General features: G+C 72.7%; 14 protein-coding genes. 3 read left to right on the top strand and 11 right to left on the bottom strand.

Annotated features, from left to right (window positions below; genetic code table 11):
- Window positions 1–31 precede the first annotated feature (31 nt).
- From ACZ607_RS10725 to ACZ607_RS10680, 10 genes are all read right to left on the bottom strand, one after another.
- Window positions 32–6,013, bottom strand: coding sequence for an SDR family oxidoreductase (locus ACZ607_RS10725; RefSeq protein WP_469733887.1), 5,982 nt, complete (start codon window positions 6,011–6,013; stop codon window positions 32–34).
- A 55-nt stretch (window positions 6,014–6,068) separates the two neighbouring features.
- On the bottom strand, window positions 6,069–7,652 hold the full coding sequence (locus ACZ607_RS10720) for a PfaD family polyunsaturated fatty acid/polyketide biosynthesis protein (protein ID WP_469733885.1): 1,584 nt from the start codon (window positions 7,650–7,652) through the stop codon (window positions 6,069–6,071).
- Between the two features lie 70 nt (window positions 7,653–7,722).
- Window positions 7,723–8,835 carry an SDR family oxidoreductase gene (locus tag ACZ607_RS10715; RefSeq protein WP_469733883.1) on the bottom strand — a complete coding sequence of 371 codons (1,113 nt, stop codon included), beginning with the start codon at window positions 8,833–8,835 and terminating at the stop codon, window positions 7,723–7,725.
- A gap of 308 nt (window positions 8,836–9,143) precedes the next feature.
- On the bottom strand, window positions 9,144–9,908 hold the full coding sequence (locus tag ACZ607_RS10710; protein WP_469733881.1) for an ABC transporter ATP-binding protein: 765 nt from the start codon (window positions 9,906–9,908) through the stop codon (window positions 9,144–9,146).
- Entirely contained in the window at window positions 9,905–10,705 is an 801-nt protein-coding gene (locus ACZ607_RS10705) for an ATP-binding cassette domain-containing protein (protein ID WP_469733879.1), read from the bottom strand. The genes ACZ607_RS10710 and ACZ607_RS10705 overlap by 4 nt, the downstream gene beginning before the upstream one ends.
- The gene (locus ACZ607_RS10700; RefSeq protein WP_469733877.1) at window positions 10,702–11,568 is read right to left on the bottom strand and encodes an ABC transporter permease; all 867 of its coding nucleotides are present in this window, start codon (window positions 11,566–11,568) and stop codon (window positions 10,702–10,704) included. The genes ACZ607_RS10705 and ACZ607_RS10700 overlap by 4 nt, the downstream gene beginning before the upstream one ends.
- Complete coding sequence (locus tag ACZ607_RS10695) at window positions 11,565–12,530, bottom strand: ABC transporter permease (RefSeq protein WP_469733875.1); 966 nt, start codon at window positions 12,528–12,530, stop codon at window positions 11,565–11,567. Before ACZ607_RS10695 ends, ACZ607_RS10700 begins: the two co-directional genes overlap by 4 nt.
- On the bottom strand, window positions 12,530–14,047 hold the full coding sequence (locus ACZ607_RS10690) for an ABC transporter substrate-binding protein (protein ID WP_469733873.1): 1,518 nt from the start codon (window positions 14,045–14,047) through the stop codon (window positions 12,530–12,532). The genes ACZ607_RS10695 and ACZ607_RS10690 overlap by 1 nt, the downstream gene beginning before the upstream one ends.
- Window positions 14,048–14,086: 39 nt before the next feature.
- Window positions 14,087–14,827 (bottom strand): DUF1684 domain-containing protein, encoded by a 741-nt coding sequence (locus tag ACZ607_RS10685; RefSeq protein WP_469733871.1) that lies wholly within the window; start codon window positions 14,825–14,827, stop codon window positions 14,087–14,089.
- A 163-nt stretch (window positions 14,828–14,990) separates the two neighbouring features.
- On the bottom strand, window positions 14,991–15,683 hold the full coding sequence (locus ACZ607_RS10680; protein ID WP_469733869.1) for a type 1 glutamine amidotransferase domain-containing protein: 693 nt from the start codon (window positions 15,681–15,683) through the stop codon (window positions 14,991–14,993).
- Window positions 15,684–15,963: 280 nt separating this feature from the next.
- Between ACZ607_RS10680 and ACZ607_RS10675 the strand changes: the two genes are divergently transcribed.
- Together ACZ607_RS10675 and dhaL are read left to right on the top strand one after the other, a co-directional pair.
- Window positions 15,964–16,962 (top strand): dihydroxyacetone kinase subunit DhaK, encoded by a 999-nt coding sequence (locus ACZ607_RS10675; protein WP_469733867.1) that lies wholly within the window; start codon window positions 15,964–15,966, stop codon window positions 16,960–16,962.
- Between the two features lie 55 nt (window positions 16,963–17,017).
- Complete coding sequence (gene dhaL, locus ACZ607_RS10670) at window positions 17,018–17,686, top strand: dihydroxyacetone kinase subunit DhaL (RefSeq protein WP_469733866.1); 669 nt, start codon at window positions 17,018–17,020, stop codon at window positions 17,684–17,686.
- 30 nt (window positions 17,687–17,716) lie between these two features.
- Here the strand turns inward: dhaL and ACZ607_RS10665 are convergent, their stop codons facing one another.
- Entirely contained in the window at window positions 17,717–18,397 is a 681-nt protein-coding gene (locus ACZ607_RS10665) for an HAD family hydrolase (protein WP_469733864.1), read from the bottom strand.
- Window positions 18,398–18,952: 555 nt separating this feature from the next.
- Here ACZ607_RS10665 and ACZ607_RS10660 point away from each other — a divergent pair.
- Window positions 18,953–19,600: a ScbR family autoregulator-binding transcription factor gene (locus ACZ607_RS10660; RefSeq protein WP_469733863.1), complete on the top strand. Its 648-nt coding sequence runs from the start codon at window positions 18,953–18,955 to the stop codon at window positions 19,598–19,600.
- The last annotated feature ends 2 nt before the right edge of the window (window positions 19,601–19,602 follow it).

Genomic DNA, 19,602 nt, shown 5'->3' with positions numbered 1-19,602 from the left:
CACGAACACGGACGATCCGGGTGATACGGGGTCAGGAAGGGCGCCGTACGAGCTCCACGCCGAGCAGTTCCACCCACGGGGAGCCGTCCGGGCCGAGGAGGGCGGCGTCGCAGCGCGCCCCCGTGTCGTGCACCTTCCTGGCCCGCACCACGCAGCGCACGGGGCCCTGGACGGGGCCACGCCGGTGCACGCGGCACTCCGCGACCGCCATCGGCAGGGTGGCGTCACCGAGCGCGTGGTCCGCCCACAGCAGCGCGAGCTGCAGGGCGCCGTCGGTGGCGGCCGCGTCGAGGTGCCAGTGGTCACCGCCCCAGCCGAGCTCGGTCAGGCCGGCCACCGTCGCCTCGGCTCCTTCCGCGCCGACGCCGTGGACGGAGCGCAGGGTGTGGAACCGGGGGCCGTGGAACAGGACCCGGCCGTCGTAGATGTCGGTGCCCGTCGGGGCGGTGAGCCCTCGGGGGGTGTCCCAGCTCTCCGCGCGCGGCGGTTCCGCCTCGAAGTCCATCTGGATGCGGAAGTGCGGTGTGCCCTCCTCCCCCGCGAGTTCGGCCTCCACGGCCGAGGGGGACCCGGTCGCCGCGCGGCGGCCGCTCAGGGTGAGCCGGTGGCCCTCCGTGTCCAGGTGCGGCAGGGCGACCTTGCTGAAGACACGGAGGTCCCGCAGCACCAGGTGGCCGGCGTCCGGCCGCCAGGCCGCGGCGGCGCCGGCGAACCGGTCCAGGGCGACGGCCACCGGCAGGACGGGGACACCGGCGATGTCGTGGTCGGCGAGGTACGGGTGCGTCCGCGCGTCGACGCGCACCTGCGCCGCGGCCGGGTCGGAGACGTCCGGCCCGTCCCCGGCCGCGATGAGCACCACCCTGGTGTCGTCGCCCGGAGCGCACAGTTCGGCGGTGAAGGCGGCGGCACCCTGTCCTACGGGGATGAGCGGCACCCCGGACCGGCCGAAGTGCGCGACCAGGGCGGGCGTGACCATTCCTCCGTGCCACGGGCCCCAGGAGACCGACCGGACCAGGCAGTCGGGCCTGGTGGCGCGTTCGGCGCAGGCCACGTGGTTGAGCACCTCGTTGGCCATGGCGTAGTCGCTCTGTCCGGCGTTCCCGAAGACGGCGGCCACGGAGGAGAACAGGACGATCGTGTCGAGCGGGTCGCTCTCGGTCGCCGCGAGCAGCGCGCGCAGACCGCCCGCCTTGGTGGTCAGGACGTGGTCGAACTGCTCGTCGGTCTTCTCGGCGATCAGCTTGTCCGCCAGCACCCCGGCGCCGTGCACGATCCCGGTGACCGGGCCCCAGTCGCGGCGTACCTCCTCCAGCGCGGCGCCCAGCGCCCCGCCGTCCCGGACGTCCACCGCCACGTAGCGGACGCTGGATCCGGCGCTCTCCAGGGCGGCCACGGTGGACCGGACCTCGCGGGCGGCGAGGATCCGTCGTGCCTCGGCCCCGATCGCGGCGGGGGTGGTCCCGCCGGTGCGTTCGGCGAGGGCCCGGGTGAGCGCGGCCTCGTCGGTCGCCGCGGCCAGCCCCGGCGGTTCCTCGGCGGGCTCGGTGCGGCCGAGCAGCACGATGCGCGGCCGGTGGGCCGTGGCGAGGTCGAGCAGCGCGGCCGCCGTCACGCCCCGGGCCCCGCCGGTGGCGACGACGACCGAGTCCGTGCCGATGCGTGCGCCGGTCCCGGGCTCCACCGGCACGCGGACCGTGACCGGGGTGGTGCGGGTGCCGTCGGCGCGGAGGCCGACCTCCGCCGCCGGTCCGCCGTCGAGCAGTTCCCGTACGACCGCTTCGGCGACGGCGTCCGCGTCGCGTCCGCCGCGCTCGCAGTCGATGGCCTTGACCACGGCCGTGGGCCACTCCCTGGCGGCCGTCCTGGCCAGCGCCGCGATGCCTCCGAGCCAGGCCCGCACCGGGTGGCTGCCGCGCAGCCCGAAGTCGCCGCCGGTGTCCTGCACGGCGACGAACACCCCGCCGGCGGTGGTGAACTGCGGCGCGAGCGACCTGGCCGCGTCGAAGACGCCCCGCTGGATCTCCAGCGCGGCCTCGGGCGAGCCGGCCGGGGCGAGACCCCCGAGGTGCACGACCGCCCGCGCGTCCGGGGGGACGCTGGTCACGACGGTGGCGCGCAGGCCGCGACCGGTCAGTCCGGCCACCACCCGCTCCGCGATGCCCTCGCCGTCCTCGGTGACGACGATCGGCCCGTCCCCGAGACCGGCCAGGGTGAGCCCCGGTGCGGGGGTCTCGACCGCGCGGACGGCGAGCCTGGTCAGCTCGGCGGCCGGCTCGGCCGTGCGCACCGGCTCGTGCCGGGGCGCGGGGATCGCGTTCTCCGCGTCGGGCACCGTGACGGGGGCGGTGGGGGCGGGGCTGGGGGTGGGGGTGGCCGCGGCGGCCGGTGCGGTGGCGGCCGTGAACGCCTCGACGATCTGGCGGAGGGTGCGGAGCTTCAGGAGCTCCCCGACATCACCGCTCCCGTGGTCACCGACCCGCTCCCGCACGGCGGACAGGACCTCCACCCGCTTGATCGAATCCACCCCCAGGTCCGACTCGAGTTCCATGTCGACGTTCAGCATCTCGACGGGGTACCCCGTCCGTTCCGCCACCACGGAGAGCAGCAGCTCCTCGAACGCCTCGGCGGTGAGCTCCTGGGCCGCGACGGGGGCGGTCCGGGCCTGGACGGGCGGCGCCTCCTGGAGCACGGAGGCCGCGTTGGGCACGGCCGCCCCGGCGGGCACGGCGGGCGTCGGCGAGGGCACGGGGGCCGTGGGAGGAGCCGGGGGCATGGCAGCGGCAGCGGGTACGGCCTGGGCGGGCAGGGCGGCCGGCGCGACCGTGGCGCCGGGCGGGGTGGACACCGCCTGGGCGCCCGTGTCCCCGCCGGACTGGCCGCCCAGCATCGCGCTGAAGGTCGTCTCCGTCATCTGCAGGAAGGCCAGGTGACTGTCGATCAGCATGCGCTGGCAGGCCTCATGGGCCTGTGCGGTGTAGCGCTGCACATTGTCGATCACGGTGAGCCAGCCCGGGTCCGTGACCGCGGCAGCGGGTGCGGAAGCGGCGGGTACGGCCGGGGCGGGCTCTGCGGCTGCGGGAACGGGCGTCACCGGAACATCCCTCGTGGGTGGGGTGGTTGCCGGGGCCGGGACCTGTACGGCGGGTGCCACGGCCCGGCGGGGCGGGTTGGGGGCGGGCAGGGCGGCGGCGCCTCCGGCGGGCGGGTAGACCCGCCCCTGGTTCCTGCCGTTGATCTGCACGGTCATTCTGGGCTTCTGCTCCTCGGCTGCTGCTGCGGGCGGCGCGTACGGCGCCCACAGGTCCTCGTGGTCGAGAGGGACGCCCCACACGGAGAGCCGGCCGAGCGCGTCCTGAAGTGAGGTGACTCCGTCACGTCCCTTGCGGTCCAGGCCGACCGCGAGGTGCCTGCGGTCGCCGAGGATCTGCGCGACGAGGCCCGTGAGCGTGTCACCGGCGCCCACCTCGACGAACGTCCGCACCCCCGCGGCGTACATCGCCTCGATCTGTTCGTCGAACAGCACGGGTGAGGCGAGATGACCGGCGATCCGGTGCCGGATCTCCTCGGGGCCGGGCGGGTAGGGCGCGGCGTCGGCGTTCCCGTAGACCTCCAGCCGGGGCTCGCCGACCGGGATCTCGCGCAGATGGGCGAGAAGGGGCCGGCCCGCCCCGGCGACGACCGGGCTGTGGAAGGCGGTCGCGGCTTCCAGCCGTCGGGTCGTGATCCCCTCGGCGGCGAGCTTCTGCTCGACGATCCCCACGGACTCGAAGGCCCCGGAGATCACGGTCTGGGCGGGTGCGTTGTGGTTGGCGGGCCAGACGTCCGTGACCCCGCAGCCGGCGATGACCTCCTGGATGCGGTCGCGCCCGGCCGCCACGGCCAGCATCGCGCCCGGCACCTCCGCCGCCTCGCGCATCAGCTCCCCGCGCCGGCGGGCGAGGCCCACCAGCGGCTCGGCCTCCAGGACCCCCGCCGCGTGCAGCGCCACCAGTTCACCGAAGCTGTGGCCCGCCACGCAGTCCGGGCGCAGCCCGAGCCCGCGCAGCACCTCGGCCAGGGCGAGGCTCTGCACGGCGAGCGCGGGCTGCGCCCACTCGGTCGCGGTCAGCAGCGCCTGCTGGGCGGCCCGTTCCCCGTCGCTGAAGGCGGGCGGCGGGAACACCACGCGGTGCAGCGGGCGCCCGCCGAACTCCACGGTGCCCAGCCGGTCCCACACCGCCTGGGCGGCCGGGGAGAGCATGGCCACGTCCGCGCCCATGCCGACGTACTGGGCGCCCTGTCCGGGGAAGAGGAATCCGATCCGGCCGACCGAGGCGGCGCCGGTGGCGTAGTGGACACCGGTCGGTGTGGAGAACGCCGTGTCCGGCTGGCGGCCGATCAGCGCGAACGCCTGGGCGAGCTTGTCCGACAGATCCGCGGTGTCCGCCGCGACGATCGCCAGACGCACGGGGTCGGTCGTGCGGAAGGCCCGCTGGCTCTCCCGGGCGGTCTCGGACAGCGGCCGGCCGCTGCCGGGTGTCCGTTCCAGGAGGGCGGCCGCCGACGGAGCGCTGAGGAGCACCAGTTCGGTGGGGGCGGACCTGGTGCGCCGGGCGGTACGCCCGCCGGAGCCGGCGGAGGGTGTGTACTCCTCCAGGGTCACGTGGAAGTTGCTGCCGCCGAAGCCGAAGCTGGACACGGCGGCCCGCCGGGGCCGGTCGGGGGAGCGCACCCACGGGCGCGTCCGGGTGTTCACGTAGAACGGGCTGTCGTCGATCCGCATCGCGGGGTCCGGCCGGTCCACCTTGATCATCGGCGGGAGGACCTGGTGGCTCAGGGCGAGGACGCTCTTGAGGAGGCCGACCGCACCGGCGGCGCACTTGGTGTGGCCCACCTGGGACTTGACCGAGCCGAGAGCGCACCACTGCCGGTCCCGCCGGTCCGACTCCTCGTACACCTGGCGCAGCGCGGCGAACTCCGCGCCGTCCCCCGCGCTCGTCCCGGTGCCGTGCGCCTCCACCAGTTCGACGGTCTCCGGGCCGTAGCCCGCCTCCTCGTACGTACGTCGAAGCGCGCGTGCCTGGCCTTCGGGCAGCGGGGCGTAGATGGCACCGCTGCGGCCGTCGGACGAGGTGCCGATCCCCCGGACGACGGCGTGGATCCGGTCTCCGGCGCGTTCCGCGTCCTCCAGTCTCTTCAGCGCGTACATGGCGATGCCCTCGCCGAGCATCGTGCCGTCGGCCGCGTCCGAGAAGGGCCGGCAGTCGCCGCTGGGCGAGAGGGCCGGCGTCTTGGAGAAGCACATGAACGTGCCCGCGTCGTTGGAGGCGTCGATGCCTCCGCTGATCACGAGGTCGGCGCGTCCGAGGGAGAGTTCGCCCACCGCCGCCGAGAGCGCCGCGAAGGAGCTCGCGCACGCCGCGTCCGTGATGTGGTTGGTGCCGTGCAGATCGAACCTGTTGGCGATCCGGCCCGCGATGACGTTGCCGAGCATGCCGGGGAAGGTCGACTCCTGCCACGGGGCGTAGTGGTCGGTGATGCTGTCGCAGACGGCCTGCGCCTCGTCCTCGGGGATCCCGTTCTCCCGGAGGGCCTTGATCCAGACCGGGCGCTGGATCCGCGCGGTCATGTGGGTGAAGAGTTCCGTGGCACCCGCGCCGAGGATGACGGAGACGCGGTCGCGGTCCGCTCCGGCGAGACCGCCCGCGTCGGCGAGCACCTGCTCGGCGACGGTGAGGGCCAGCAACTGGACGGTGTCCGTGGCGGCGAGGGTGTTGGGCGGGATCCCGAAGGCCATCGGGTCGAAGCCGACGTCGGGCAGGAAGGCTCCCCGGCGGGCGTAGGTCTTGTCCGGCGCGGTGGGGTCGGGGTCGTAGTAGTCCTCGACGAGCCAGCGGGCGGCAGGGACGTCGGTGATCAGGTCACGGCCGGCCAGGACCGTGCGCCAGAACCCGTCGGCGCCGTGCTCCCCGGGCATGAGCGCGCCGACGCCGACCACGGCGATGGGGACCTGTCGGGGGCGAGAGGTGGGCATGCTCGCTTACTTCCTTGCTGGTCGGTGGTACGCGCGAAGGACGGAGGTACGCGGGTCAGGCGAGGCGGCGCGGGGTGAAGGCGAAGGCGGAGGACGGCACCGGCACCCCGTACGTGCGGAGTTGGTGCGCGCGGGTGACGACGGCGGCGCCTTCGAGCAGGTTGAGCGCGATCTGCACCACCGACCGCTGGGCCGGGTCCGCGAGGAAGCTGCCGGCGGTCCACCGGTTGAACGCCCCCATCGCCGGCCCGCACCAGATCTGGTAGTCGCTGCGCCGGGAGGCGTCCCCGGTGATCGCCCAGCGGCTGGAACTCCCCAGGTACCAGCGGAAGACCAGCGCCATCCGGTGCTTGGGGTCCTTCTCCGCGCGGTCCACCTCGGCCGGGTCGCGCTGCTGCCAGAAGCGTCTGGTCCGCGCCCACACCTCGTCGAGCGGGGCCTGGAACACCTCCCGTTCGAGCTTGGCGCGCAGCTGCGGCGGCAGCCCGTCCAGGGAGGGGTGGGCATCGTACGCCTCGTGGAGCCGGCCGGCCCGCTGGGCGAACAGGGTTCCTCTGCGCAGGACCTGGAGCTTCACTCCGGCCTCGAACATGTCGGCGGCGGGGGCCATGATCACGTCGGCGATGTCGGCGTCGGCCAGCATGGCCTTCGCGTCGTCCGAGATGCCCGCCTCCACGGCGACCTGGTTCACCGACCCCGTCACCACGTAGGCCGCGCCGAGCGCGAACGCGGCCGCCACTCCGTCCGGGGTGCCCAGCCCGCCGGCCGCGCCGATCCTGATGTCCCGGGTGTACCCGTGGCGGCGTACGAGTTCGTCCCGGAGGAGCAGCATGCGCGGCAGCAGGGCGCCGAGGGGGCGGTTGTCGGTGTGGCCCCCGCTGTCGGACTCCACGGTGAGGTCCTCGGCCACGGGCACCAGTGCGGCCAGCTCGGCCTCCTCCGGGCTGAGCTCCCCGTTCCCGACGAGGTGGCGCAGCAGCTCGGGCGGCGCCGGTGAGAGGAAGCGGGTCGCGACCTCGGGCCGTGACACCTTGGCGAGGACGCGGGTGCGCCGCACGATCCGCCCGTCCGGGTCCCGGCGGAGACCGGCGGCCGCGCACAGGACGACGGCCGGGGTGAGTTCCATGTAGGCGGACACCGAGACGCAGGGGACGCCGTGCCGGAGGAGCAGCTGGGCGACGCGGTGCTCCAGACCGGGTTCGTTCGGTGAATGGATGAGGTTCACGCCCCAGTTGGGGAGGCCGGACAGTTCCGTGGCCAGCGTGCGTACGGCTCGGTCCACCTCGTCGAGGACGAGACCACCGGCGCCGAAGAACCCGAGCATCTCGGCCCGGGCCATCGCCGTCACCATGCGGGTGGTGGCGATGCCGTTGGCCATCTCTCCGGCGACATAGGGGAAGCGGACCCCGTGGGCCTCGCAGAAGGTCCGCCCTCCCAGCCACTCCGGGTAGAGCGGCGGCAGCGTGCCGACGACGTCACCCGGCGGCCTGTCCCCGGTGACCAGGCCCAGTTCCCGGCCGGTGGGGTCGGCGACGATGTGCGCGGGGTGCCTGATCTGCCGGACGCAGGCAGCGATGTGTTCCGGAGCGAGGACCGGTGAGCCGGTGGCGGCTGCGTCCGGGCGTGCCAGAAGGGACAAGGGTCGGTTTCCCGTCGGGAGGAGGGGGTTGATTCCTGGGGTGGCGGCCCGGGCGGGGCTGCGGTGCCGCTCAGGGCGCCCCGGAGGTGGAGGCGGGCCGGCCCGGGGTGAGGCCGGCGGCCAGGTAGTCGAGATCGACGCGGATCCCGGAGGGGCGCGGGCCCAGCAGGCTCCGTACCCGGGTGTCGTCGAAGCGACGGCGATGGCTGAGGTACGGCGTGAATCCGGGGTGGAGGTCCACGGCCGTCTCCATCGGGGCCGGGTCGTCCGGCTTCCGGGCGACGAGCCGCACCTTCACCGGCACGATCCGCTCGACCAGGGCCGCGAGGACGGTGGTCGCGACATCGTGGTCGTGGACGACGTGGTAGACGTCGGCCCGCCCCGAGGGCGGCCGGCCCGCCAGCCGGACCATGACGGCGGCCGCGTGCTCCACGGGCATCAGGTTGAGGTGCCCGTCCGGGCGGCCGGCCACCCGGACCACCGGCCTGTGTTCGTCGGGCACGGCGTCCGGTCTCCCCTCCCCCAGCGACGCCCGCACGATCCGGGCGAGGAACTGCAACGGGTGCTGGGGCAGTTCGGCGTACGAGGGCAGGTCGGTGACCAGAATGCTCGGCCGCATGATCACGACGGACCGCCCGTGGGTCCGTGACCAGTCGCGCACGAGCACCTCGGCCTCGTACTTGGACTGCTCGTAGCCGTTCTCGAATCCGTACCGGCCGTCCAGCTCGTCCTCGTAGACGACGCCTTCGTGGCGCGTCCCGCCCACGAAGGCGGTACTGATGTGGTGGTACGAGGGCCGGCGGCTGCCCGCGGCGGCCAGCTCCAGCATGTTGCGGGTGCCTTCGACGTTGACGCGGCGCAGGTCCGCGAGGTCGTCGTCGAGGTTGATGTTGCCCGCGCTGTGCCAGATCACGTCCAGCTCGTCCGCCAGTCGCCGGAACGCGGCGGCGGACAGCCCCAGCGCCGGGCGGCTCAGGTCGGTCTCCACGACGCGGATCCGGCCGGGGAGGCCGGCGATCAGCGCGGCGGGCGCGTGGGTCAGCTCCAGGAAGCGGGTGATCCTCCCGAGCGCGCAGCCCGACCCCGCGTGCGCGAGGACCGTCAGCGAGTCGTGGTGCTCCAACAGCTCGCGGACCAGACGTAGTCCCAGGAACCCGGTGGCCCCGGTGAGAGCGACGCGCACTGTTCAGTAACTCCAAAGTCCAGAGAACGGAGATCCGTTCGACCCGCCCCGGAGCCGCCGGGCTGGTGGGACTTCCCACGGGACGCACCGGCCGCTCTCCCTGGATGGACAACCACCGGTCGCCACGGGGGGAAACGGGATGGCCGCCGCGCGCATCCAACTTCACCCGAATGGACCTGAACACGCCCGGTCGTGTGCTCGACCCGCGAGCAGGGCCCGCACCTGAGGAACGGTGCGGGCCCTGCTCGCGGCGGGTGAGGAATCCGGGAGGCCGCGTCCGGAGTCGCCGCGGCCGTGGGGGGAGGGGGTCAGACGGGCAGCCGGGGGACGCTCGCGATCAGCCTGCGGGTGTACGCGTGCGCGGGTTCACCGAGCACCTGGGAGGTGGCGCCCTGCTCGACGACCCGGCCGCGCTCCAGCACGGCGGTGCGCTCGCACAGGGAGGCCACGACCGACAGGTCGTGGGAGACCATCACCAGCGTCAGCCCCTGCTCCTCCTTGAGCTCCGCCAGCAGATCGACGACCTTGACCCGGGTGGTGACGTCCAGGGCGCTGACCGGCTCGTCGGCCAGCAGGACTCGTGGATCGCAGACCGTGGCACGGGCGATGGCGATGCGCTGGCGCTGGCCGCCGGAGAACTCGTGCGGGTAGCGGTCGACGGCGTCGGCCCGGAGGCCGACGCGTTCCAGGGCCGCGGCCACCTTGGGCGCCGCGGTGGCGCGGGTGTCGAGGCCGAGGGAGCGCAGCGGTTCCGCGACGATCGCGCCGACCCGCCGGCTGGGGTCGAGCGAGGAGTACGGGTCCTGGAAGACGCACTGGACGCCCCGCCGGAAGCGGCGCATCTGTTCGCGGTCGCGCGGGTTCAGGTCCGCGCCGTCGAAGCGGACCGTGCCGGCCGTGGGGCGGGCCAGGCCCAGCAGCAGACGCAGCAGCGTCGTCTTGCCGGCCCCCGACTCGCCGACCAGGGCGAGGCTCTCGCCCGCCTCGACGGCGAGGGACACGTCCCGCACCACGTCGGCCGCGGTGCCCCGGTAGCGGACCGCCGCGTCCCTCAGCTCCAGCACGGGTGTCATCGCGGGCTCCTCAGGTCCAGGGCGGACTCCAGCTTCCGGGCGCTGGCGACCAGCGTCCTGGTGTACTCCTCGCGGGGGTCGCGCACGAGGTCGTGGACCGCGCCCTGTTCGACGGCACGGCCGTCCTTCATGACCAGCACCCGGTCGGTGACCCGGGAGACCACCGCGAGGTCGTGGCTGACGAAGAGCACGGCCATCTCCCGTTCCCGTACGAGGGTGTCGATGAGCTCCAGCATCTCGGCCTGCACGGACACGTCCAGGGCGGTGGTGGGTTCGTCGGCGACGAGCAGCTTCGGCTCGCAGGCCAGGGCCATCGCGAGGGCGACGCGCTGGCGCTGGCCGCCGGAGATCTCGTGTGCGAAGGCGCGGGAGATACGGCCGGGTTCGGGCAGCCGTACCTGTTCGAGTGCCCGGTGCACGGCCTCGCGCAGCGGTTTCCCCTTGAGGCCGGTGCGGCGGGCGAGCGGCTCGGCGATCTGGCGGCCCAGTCGCATCAGCGGGTCCAGCGCGGTCAGGGGCTCCTGGAAGACGACGGCCGCGTCCCGTCCGCGTACGGCGGTGAGCCGCTTCTCGGGGGCGCCCACCGTCTGTGTCCCGGCCAGTTCGACGCTGCCGGCCGAGGTCATGCCGTCGGGCAGCAGCCCGAGCACGGCGAGTGTCGTGAGGGACTTGCCGGAGCCGGACTCGCCGATGAGGCCGAGCCGTTCACCGCCGGCCACGCCGAAGGACAGGTCGTCGACGAGGGTCCGCCCGTCGGAGGCGCGGACGGTGAGTCCGCGTACGTCGAGGAGAGTCACGAGCGCCTCCGCCGGGTGGCCGGGTCGAGGGTGTCGCGCAGGCCGTCGGCAACGAGGTTCACGCCGATGACGAGCAGGACGAGGAGGATGCCGGGTGCGAGCGCCCCGGCGGGCGCCGTGGTGAAGGTGGCCTGGGCCTCCTGGAGCATGCGGCCCCACGAGGCGTTGGGCGGCGGCGCTCCGAGGCCCAGGTAGGACAGCCCGGCCTCGGCGAGCACGGCGAGGCCGAACTGCAGGGCGAGGTTGACCACCAGCGTGGGCCAGATGTTGGGCAGGACGTGGGAGAGGACCGTACGCGGCCAGGAGGTGCCGGAGGTGCGGGCGGCGGTGATGTAGTCCTGGGCGAGGACCCGCTTGACCAGGATGCGCACCAGCCGTGCCACCACCGCGCTCTGCGCCAGGCCGATCGCCAGGACCGCCGAGCCGAGCGTGGCCGACCGGGCGGCGACGATGAGCATCGCCAGCAGCAGCGTCGGGAAGGCGATGAGGATGTCGAGGAAGGCGGAGAGCGTGTCGTCCAGCCAGCCCTGGGCGAAGGCCGCGAGCACACCGAGCGTGACGCCGATGAGGGCGGCGATGGTCACCGACCCGAGCCCCGCCTCGACGGCGATCCGGGAGCCGGTCATCACCTGGGTGAGCAGGTCGCGGCCGAGCTTGTCGGTGCCGAGGAGATGGCCGCCGCCGGGGCCGTCGAGCCGTCCGCCGGAGGTGTCCTCGGCGTCGTAGGGCAGCCAGAGGACCGACACGAGGGCGAGCAGGGCGATCAGCCCGGCGAGTACGCAGCCGACGGCCAGGGTGGCCGAGCGCCGGGAGCGGCGCTTCGACGGGAGTTCGGTGGGCGTGAGCAGGTCCGTCCCGGTCATCGGGCGCCTCCCGAGAGCCGGCCGCGCAGCCGCGGGTCGATGAACCGCTGGACCAGGTCGGCGAGGAAGCCGATGATCAGGACCGCGAGGGTGGAGACGAACAGCACGCCCTGGATGACCGGGTAGTCGTGCTGGGCGATGCCGGTGGCGAGCAGGGAGCCGAGGCCGGGCAGCGCGAACACCGACTCCACGACGACGGCGCCGAGCAGCGTCGAGGCGAGTTCGATGCCGAGGACGGAGATCACCGGCACGGAGGCGTTGCGCAGTCCGTGGCGCCACATGGCGCTGCCGAAGGACGAGCCGAGGGCGCGGGCCGTGCGCAGGTAGTCGCTGCCGAGCACGTCCAGGGTGGCGGACCGGACGTAGCGGATCAGGGACGCGCTCATCACCAGGGCGATGGTCACGACCGGCAGGACCAGGGCGCGGAACGCCTCGGCGGGGGCGTCCCAGCCGTCCTGCGGGAAGCCGCCGGAGGGCAGCCAGCCCGCGTTCAGCGCGAACACCGCGATGAGGATCATGCCGAGCCAGAACACCGGGATCGCGATGCCCAGTTGGGAGACCCCGCTGAGCAGCGCCCCGTACCAGGTGTGCCGTTTGTACGCGGCGGTGAACCCGGCAGGTACGGCGACCAGGACGGCGAGGACGAACGCGGCCAGGGTGAGCGGCACGGTGACGTCCAGCCGGGCGACGACCTCGGGTCCGACGGGCAGCGAGCTGACGAACGACGTGCCGAGGTCGCCGCTCGCCAGCTGCCCGAGCCAGTGGGTGAACTGCTCGGGCAGCGGCCGGTCGGAGCCGATGGAGTGGCGGGCCGCGGCTATCTGCTCGGGGCTCGCGCCGACCGCGGTGAGCGCGTTGGCGGGGTCGCCGGGCAGCATGCGCAGCAGCACGAACAGCACGACGCTCGCCAGGGCCAGCGATACGGCGAGGAAGGCGAGCCGGCGCAGCAGATAGCGCGCCATCAGCCCGTCTTCTTGATGTCGTAGGCGAAGAACTGCGAGTTCAGGCCGTTGAGCGGGTAGCCGGACAGCTTGTCGTTCGCGACGACGATCTGCGGATAGAGGTACAGCCAGTCACTGGCGGCGTCCTCGGCGGTCTGCCGGTTGACCTTCTTCAGGAGCTCGGTCTGGGCGGCGGTGCTGGAGGCCGCCTCCGCCTCCTCGACCCACTTGGTGACCTGGGGGTTGTCGTAGCCCCAGTAGAAGTCGGGGTTGCCGTACCAGACGAGGTCGCGGTCGTTGACGTGCTCCTGGAGCGTGGCCGTGAAGTCGTGGTTCTTGTAGACCTTCGTGTACCACTCGTCCGGGGTGATCGTGTTGATCTTGACGGTGATGCCGACCTCGGCGAGCTGGGACTTGATGAAGGTCGCGGCGGTCGGGTGCGGGTCGTAGTTGGGGGTGTCGAGGGTGAAGCTGAATCCCTTGGCGTAACCGGCCTCGGCGAGCAGCTTCTTGGCCTTCGCCACGTCGTGGGCGTTGACGTCGGTGAGGTCCTCGTACCAGGGGTCGGTGGGCGGGACCATCGACCCGATCTCCTTGCCGTAGCCGCCCCAGACGGACTCCAGGAGCTTCTTGTCGTCGATGGCGGCGGACACGGCCCGGCGCACCTTGACGTCGGTGAAGGGCTTGGCCTTGTCGTTGAAGGCCAGCAGCAGCTTGGTGGTGGAGTCGCCGTCGTTCACCTTGTAGGAGCCGTTGCTCTTGAACTGCTCCAGGGCGTCGGGCGACTGCTCGCTGGTGACGACGTCGACGGCGTTGGTCAGCAGCGCGTTGTTCAGCGCCGTGGCGTCCTTGTAGTAGTGGAAGACGACCTGCTTGTTGGCCGCCGCGTCGCCCCAGTAGCCGGCGAACCGGTTCAGGGACAGCGCGGAGCCGCGGCTCCACTTGTTCAGGGTGTAGGGGCCGGTGCCGTCCTCGGTGGTCTTCAGGTTCTTCGCCTGGGAGTTGATGATCCAGACGTAGGAGAGGTTGTAGACGAAGGAGATCGACTTCTTGGACAGCGTGACCTTCACGGTCCGTGCGTCGGGGGTGGCGATGTCCTTGACGACGTCGAGGTTGCTCTTGCGGGCCGACTGGGAGTCGTCGGCGGTGACCTTCTCGAGGCTGTACTTGACGTCCTGGCTGGTGAGTTCCTTGCCGCTGTGGAACTTCACGCCGTCGCGCAGGGTGAAGGTGTAGGTGAGGCCGTCGGCGCTGGTCTCGTAGTCCTGGGCGAGGAGCTTGTCGACCTTGCCGTCGTCCGTGAGTCTGAACAGGCCCTCGTAGACGTTGCCGTTGAGCGCCTCGGTGACGCCCTGGCCGCCGCCCGCGGTGTTGTCGAGGTTCTGCGGCTCGTAGAGGGAGCCGATGTTGACGACGGCGTCCTTGTCCCAGGTGCCGCCCGAGGCGTCGGAGCCGCCGGATCCGCCGCAGGCGGTGAGGGTCACGGCCAGAGCGGCGGCGGAGGCGATGGCGTACGAGATGTTCTTCTTGGTGCGCATGGGGTGGGGCTCTTTCGGTGCGGGGAGCTGCGGGGGTGATCAGTGCTGGGCGTCGGAGCCGTCGCGGAGGAGGGGGAGCTTCTCGCCGGCCTCGACGGGCAGGTGGAAGCGGTTCTGCCGCGGCGGCATCGGACAGTTGTACTGATCGGAGAATCCGCAGGGCGGCACGAAGGCCCGGTTGAAGTCGAGGACGACCCGGCTCTCGTCGTCCGTACGCCGGACGAAGAGGAAGCGGCCCGCCCCGTAGGTGCTGTCGCCGTTGGTCGGGTCACCGAAGACGAGCAGCAGGGTCCCGTCGTCGTCGAAGGCGCTCAGCGTGTACGCGCGGCCGTCGACGGTGAGCGTGATGTCGCCGGGGACGACCAGGTCGCGGCTGCCTCCGTTGTCCCGGATGTGCTCGAAGGCGATGCGCCGGGCGCCGGGGACGGGCGTGAACGACGCCTCCAGGACCCAGGCCGGGTCGTACGGGAAGGTGTCGACCCGGTCGAAGTGGCGGATGGCGGGCGCGTCCGCGTCCCAGAAGCGCAGACCGTGCTCGGCCTCGCCGCTGACCAGGTCGGTGCGCCGGAGCGTCGTGACGGTGACGGTGTCGGGCTGCCCCTCGCGGGCTTCCGCCACGTCGGGGACCTCACCGGCGGGGGCCCAGCGGGTCTCGACCAGGGCCAGGTTGCCGGTGGGCGCCGTGAGCGCGCGGTGGCGCTCGGCGCGCCAGGCGTCCCACTCCTCCGCGGGATCGACGGATGCGCGGTCGGGGGCGGAGTGGGACACGGCGGTACTCATTCGCTAGGTGGGACAGGCCTCACGACCCCGGTGACGGGACGTGAATAAGTGGCCAAAGCATCACCTTTATTGACCATAAGCTCATCTAATGTCAAACTTTTGCGCCACATGCTGAGACGGGTATCTCAGCGGGGCCCCCGGAGCAGGGCCCTCCCGTGCCGGCTCAGGCAAGCTTCTTGAGCAGTTCGGTGGCGAGCGGACCGGAGGAGGCGGGGTTCTGGCCGGTCACGACGTTGCGGTCGACCTTGACGAAGGGCGCCCACGGCTCCCCCACCTCGACCTTCAGGCCGGCCTCGGTGAGCCGGTCCTCCAGCAGCCACTTCGAGATCTCGGCGCAGCCGCTGAGCCGCTCCTCGGCATTGCTGAACGTGGTGATCCGGTAGCCCGAGAAGGCGTTGGTGCCGTCCTCCTTGACGGCGGCGAGCAGCGCCGCCGGGCCGTGGCACACCACACCCACCGGCAGACCGGACTCCACGGCCTCGGTCAGGACACGGCCGCAGTCCGCGTCGACCGCCAGGTCCTCCATCGGGCCCCGGCCGCCGGGAACGTACACCGCGTCGAAGTCCTCCACCCGCACGGCGGCGAGGACCGAGGGGTTACGGAACTCCGGGGAGTCCAGCGCCGCCCGGACCGCCGCGGCCCCGGCCTCTCCCCCGTTGGCCTGCGCACTGAGACTGGTCGGGTCCGCGGGCGGGACCACTCCGCCCGGGGTGGCCACGGTGATCTCGTGCCCCGCGGCCTTGAACGCCTCGTAGGGGATGACCGCCTCGTCGGCCCAGAAGCCGGTGCGACGCTTGCCGCCGTCGGCCTGCGTCCACTCATCGGCGCCGGTCATCACGAAAACGATCTTCGACATGTCTCTCCTCGAATGGTTCCGGCCCGCGCCGTCGCCCGCGGCGACGCCCCGGCGACCTCATGACGTTAGGCCGCACGCCGCGGGAGGACCAATAGGGAATCCGATTCCAGGAATCGGAATTCCGATGCGGGCGGCCCTTGACCGGGGCCCCTCGGTCACCGCGGCAGCCGCCGATACGGTCCGCGAGTTGCCGCATGCGCTCGGTCACCCCCACCATGGAGGTCTCGTCCGGAGGCCGGCCCGCCCGGCCCCGCAGCCGTGGACGGAAGGGGTTCGGCGTATGGCCAGGTACTTCGAGAACGACGCCGGCGAACTCGTCCCCGACGCGCTGTCCGGCTTCGCCCGTGCCCACGCGGACCTCGTGGCGTACGACCCGCGCGACGGGTTCTTCACCGCCCGGCAGGCCTCACCGGCCCGGCGGGTGGGGCTCCTGTCGGGTGGCGGCTCGGGGCACGAACCCCTGCACGCCGGATACGTCGGCGCGGGCATGCTCGACGCCGCCTGCCCCGGCAGGGTCTTCGCCTCCCCGCACAACCGGCAGATCTACCGGGCGTCCCGTGCGGTGGCGGGGCCGGAGGGCGTGCTGCACATCGTCAAGAACTACACCGGCGACCGGATCAACTTCGGCATCGCGGCCGAGCGGCTCGCCGACGCGGGCATCACCTGCGCGCGGGTCCTCATCGACGACGACCTGGCCTCCGACTCCGAGGAGATCGCCGCGGGGCGCCGGGGCACGGGTGCCACGATGCTGGTCGAGAAGGTCCTGGGCGGCGCCGCCGACACCGGGATGGGGCTCGACGCGCTGGTGGACCTCGGCACCTCCCTCGCGGGCCGGTGCCGGACGCTCGCCGCCGCCTCCGCCGCCCACAACGCGCCGGCCACCGGTGAGCCCGCGTTCGGGCTGCTGCCCGGGGAACTGGAGTACGGCGTCGGGATCCACGGCGAGCGCGCCGACCGCACCAGGAGCCAGGGCAGCATGGGCGCGCTCGTGGAGGACATGACCGGCGCCCTGCTGGACGCGCTGCGCCCCGGCCCCGACGACCCGGTCGTGGCCCTGGTCAACGGCCTGGGGTCGGTCACCTCGCTCGAGCTGTACGGCATCTTCGGTGAACTCGGCCGGGTCCTCGACGCCCGGCGTGTGCGGCTCGTCCGGCACCTCGTCGGCGACTACGTGACCGCGCTCGACATGCGGGGCTTCTCCCTGACCCTGATGGTCGCCGACCACGACACCCTGGGCTTCTACGATGCGCCGGTCCGCACCCCGGCGTTGCGATGGTGAGCGGCCCGCGGGCCTGCGCCCCGGCGGCCCGTGACAGGAGCAGGAGGACGGCCCCATGACGACTGCCGCTTTCGACGGGACACAGACCCGTGACTGGATACGCCGCTTCGCCGACTCGGTGTACGCGACCGAGGCCGAGCTGACCGCGCTCGACCAGCGGGCGGGGGACGGCGACTTCGGGACCAATCTCGCGACCGGGGTCCGGGCCGCCGGGCGGCTGCTCGACCGTACGGACGGGTCGGCCGGGCCCGCGGAGACCCTGGGCGCCATGGCCACCGCCTTCCTCGACGAGATCGGCGGGACCAGCGGCCCCCTGTTCGGCCTGCTGTTCCAGGCGCTGAGCAGGGCCGCCGCGGACTCCGGTCCGGGGCTGACGACGACCGCCCTCGCCGAAGGCACGGCCCAGGGCCTCGCCGCCATCCGCCGTGTGGGTGATGCGGCCCCCGGCGACAAGACGCTGGTCGACGCGCTGGATCCGGCCGCCGCCGCACTGCGGGCGGCGGGGACGGCACCGCCCGCGACCGCCCTGGCCACGGCGGCGGACGGCGCCTGGCGTGGCGTACGGGACACCGCCGACCTGTCGGCGCGCATGGGCCGGGCCAGCTATCTCGGCGAACGGGCGACCGGCATCCCCGATCCCGGCGCGGTGGGGATCGCCCTGTTCTTCGCCTCCGCCGCCGGCGCCGTCCCCGCCCTGGGGCCCCATCTGCGCCCCACCGGCTGACCGGACCCGCGCCCGGGGCAGCGGGGTGCGCTACTCCCCGATCCGGCTGCGGGCCCAGCCCACCAGCTCCCGGTCGGCGAGGCTGTCGACCCACAGGTCGGCCTGTTCCGCGTCCGGTCCCGGCGGGCAGGGCCCGAGGCCGATGACGCGGAGGCCCGCCCGGCGGGCGGACTCCATGCCCGTGAGCGAGTCCTCCACGGCCAGAGCCTTCTCGGGCGGGACGCCGCAGAGACGGACGGCCACGCTGTAGACATCGGGTTCCGGCTTCGGCCGTACGTCCTCGCCGGCGACCACGACATGGCTGAAGGAGCCGAGGAGCCCGGCCCGGTCCAGGCACGCTTCCACCGTCTCCCGGGGGCAGTTGCTCGCCACCGCGAGGGGGAGGTGCCGGGCCGCCAGCCGCACCAGCGCGGCGGCGCCCGGCATGGTGACGGGGTCCTCGTCGACCAGCGCGGTGAAGGTGGTGAGGAGGGTGGCCGCCAGGTCGTCCGCGAGATCCGGCTTCCCGGTCTCCTCGGCCATGAGCGCGCCGCACTCGGTGTAGTGCACGCCCTTGGCACGGTCGGCGAATCCGGCCGGAGGCTTGAGGCCGAACACCCGGAAGGTGGCGTTCCGGGCCTCCTGCCAGTGTCGTTCCGTGTCCATCAGGGTCCCGTCGCAGTCGAAGACGATGGCTGACGGGGACCAGGCAAGGATGTTACGAGCTGTCATGTAACTGCCGTTCTCGGAGACTGCGCCGACCGTTTCGTGCACGGGTGCAGAGAGGTGCCGGGATGCGGATGACGAATGCGCGGCAATGAGGGAACCGTGCGCATGAGCACGGCTGCTGCGACCGCGTGCACGTTGCTGAGCGCGTCGTGGCGGACGTGGATCGTCGTTTTCGGCCCGAGCCGAAAACATCGTGGCCGTTACGTTATTTCGGCCTCTCCGATTTCCGCAATCACCAATTCGAGTGCATGGAATTGCCCCGGCCGCCGGCGTCAGGGGCGCACGCACGGGCCGGTGAAACGGCCCGGCGCGCGCGGAGGGCGGTCAACACGCCTGGTGAGCGGCGCTCCCGGTCGCGTGCGACACCACGGGAGGCGTAGTCATGACGCCCACACGAAACGTTTCTCCCCAGCCGGGCGGGAGATTGTGTGAACACGCGTCCACATGGGGGCGGCTGACGAATAATAAGATCTTCGCGCGATGCGACTGCGCCCCCAGGGAGAGGGTCCGCATTCTCTCGCCGTAGCGACAGAACATGCGAGCGAAGGTGGAACGTACGTGCAGGACAGAGCCCGGGCAACCCGAAAACTATTGCTGGAATCAGCAGCACATCTATTTGTCGAACGTGGATATGCGGGAACGAGTGTCAATGACATAAGCGATCACTCGGGAAAGACCAGCGGCGCGATCTATTTCCATTACTCGAGCAAGGAGAAGCTGGCCCTGGCGGTGGCCAGGGAACAGTTCGCCACCTGGCCGCAGCTGGCCGCCCCCTACGCCGCGCCCGGTATTCCTCCGCTGGAGAAGCTGGTCGCCCTCAGCCTCGGTGTCGCGCGTTCCCTCAGCGAGGACGTCGTGGCGCGGGCCGGCGCCCGGCTCTGGGCGGAGCGCCGGGGCATCGAGGCAGCCGTGCCCACGCCGTTCGACGCCTGGGCCCTGGCCGCCACCCGGCTTCTCGCCCAGGCCCGCGCGCGGGGTGAACTCGCGGCCGACGTGAGGCCGTCGGCCGCGGCCGTGCCGCTCGTGTCCGCCTTCTTCGGGCTCTGCACACTGACCGACGACCTGCCGGCCGGCCGCGACCGGTGGGAGCAGTTCGACCAGTGGTGGCTGCTGACGCTCAAGTCCCTCCAGGCGAAACCGGACGCGGCCGGTCTGCTCGCCCGCGCGCGGGCACGGGTCCCCAACCTCACAAGGCAATACACCTAGGG

It is taken from the genome of Streptomyces sp. NPDC104381 (genome assembly GCF_055583745.1).
Note: the sequence above shows the minus strand (reverse complement) of the source record. Positions and strands in the feature narration are given on the sequence as shown.

Excerpts from the sequence above, each read along its gene's own strand:
- ACZ607_RS10685 (WP_469733871.1), bottom strand. The coding sequence starts at position 14,827 with ATGAGTACCGCCGTGTCCCACTCCGCCCCCGACCGCGCATCCGTCGAT.
- ACZ607_RS10710 (WP_469733881.1), bottom strand. The coding sequence starts at position 9,908 with ATGACACCCGTGCTGGAGCTGAGGGACGCGGCGGTCCGCTACCGGGGC.
- dhaL (WP_469733866.1), top strand. The coding sequence starts at position 17,018 with ATGACGACTGCCGCTTTCGACGGGACACAGACCCGTGACTGGATACGC.
- ACZ607_RS10725 (WP_469733887.1), bottom strand. The coding sequence starts at position 6,013 with ATGCCCACCTCTCGCCCCCGACAGGTCCCCATCGCCGTGGTCGGCGTC.
- ACZ607_RS10675 (WP_469733867.1), top strand. The coding sequence starts at position 15,964 with ATGGCCAGGTACTTCGAGAACGACGCCGGCGAACTCGTCCCCGACGCG.
- ACZ607_RS10690 (WP_469733873.1), bottom strand. The coding sequence starts at position 14,047 with ATGCGCACCAAGAAGAACATCTCGTACGCCATCGCCTCCGCCGCCGCT.
- ACZ607_RS10680 (WP_469733869.1), bottom strand. The coding sequence starts at position 15,683 with ATGTCGAAGATCGTTTTCGTGATGACCGGCGCCGATGAGTGGACGCAG.
- ACZ607_RS10695 (WP_469733875.1), bottom strand. The coding sequence starts at position 12,530 with ATGGCGCGCTATCTGCTGCGCCGGCTCGCCTTCCTCGCCGTATCGCTG.
- ACZ607_RS10665 (WP_469733864.1), bottom strand. The coding sequence starts at position 18,397 with ATGACAGCTCGTAACATCCTTGCCTGGTCCCCGTCAGCCATCGTCTTC.
- ACZ607_RS10700 (WP_469733877.1), bottom strand. The coding sequence starts at position 11,568 with ATGACCGGGACGGACCTGCTCACGCCCACCGAACTCCCGTCGAAGCGC.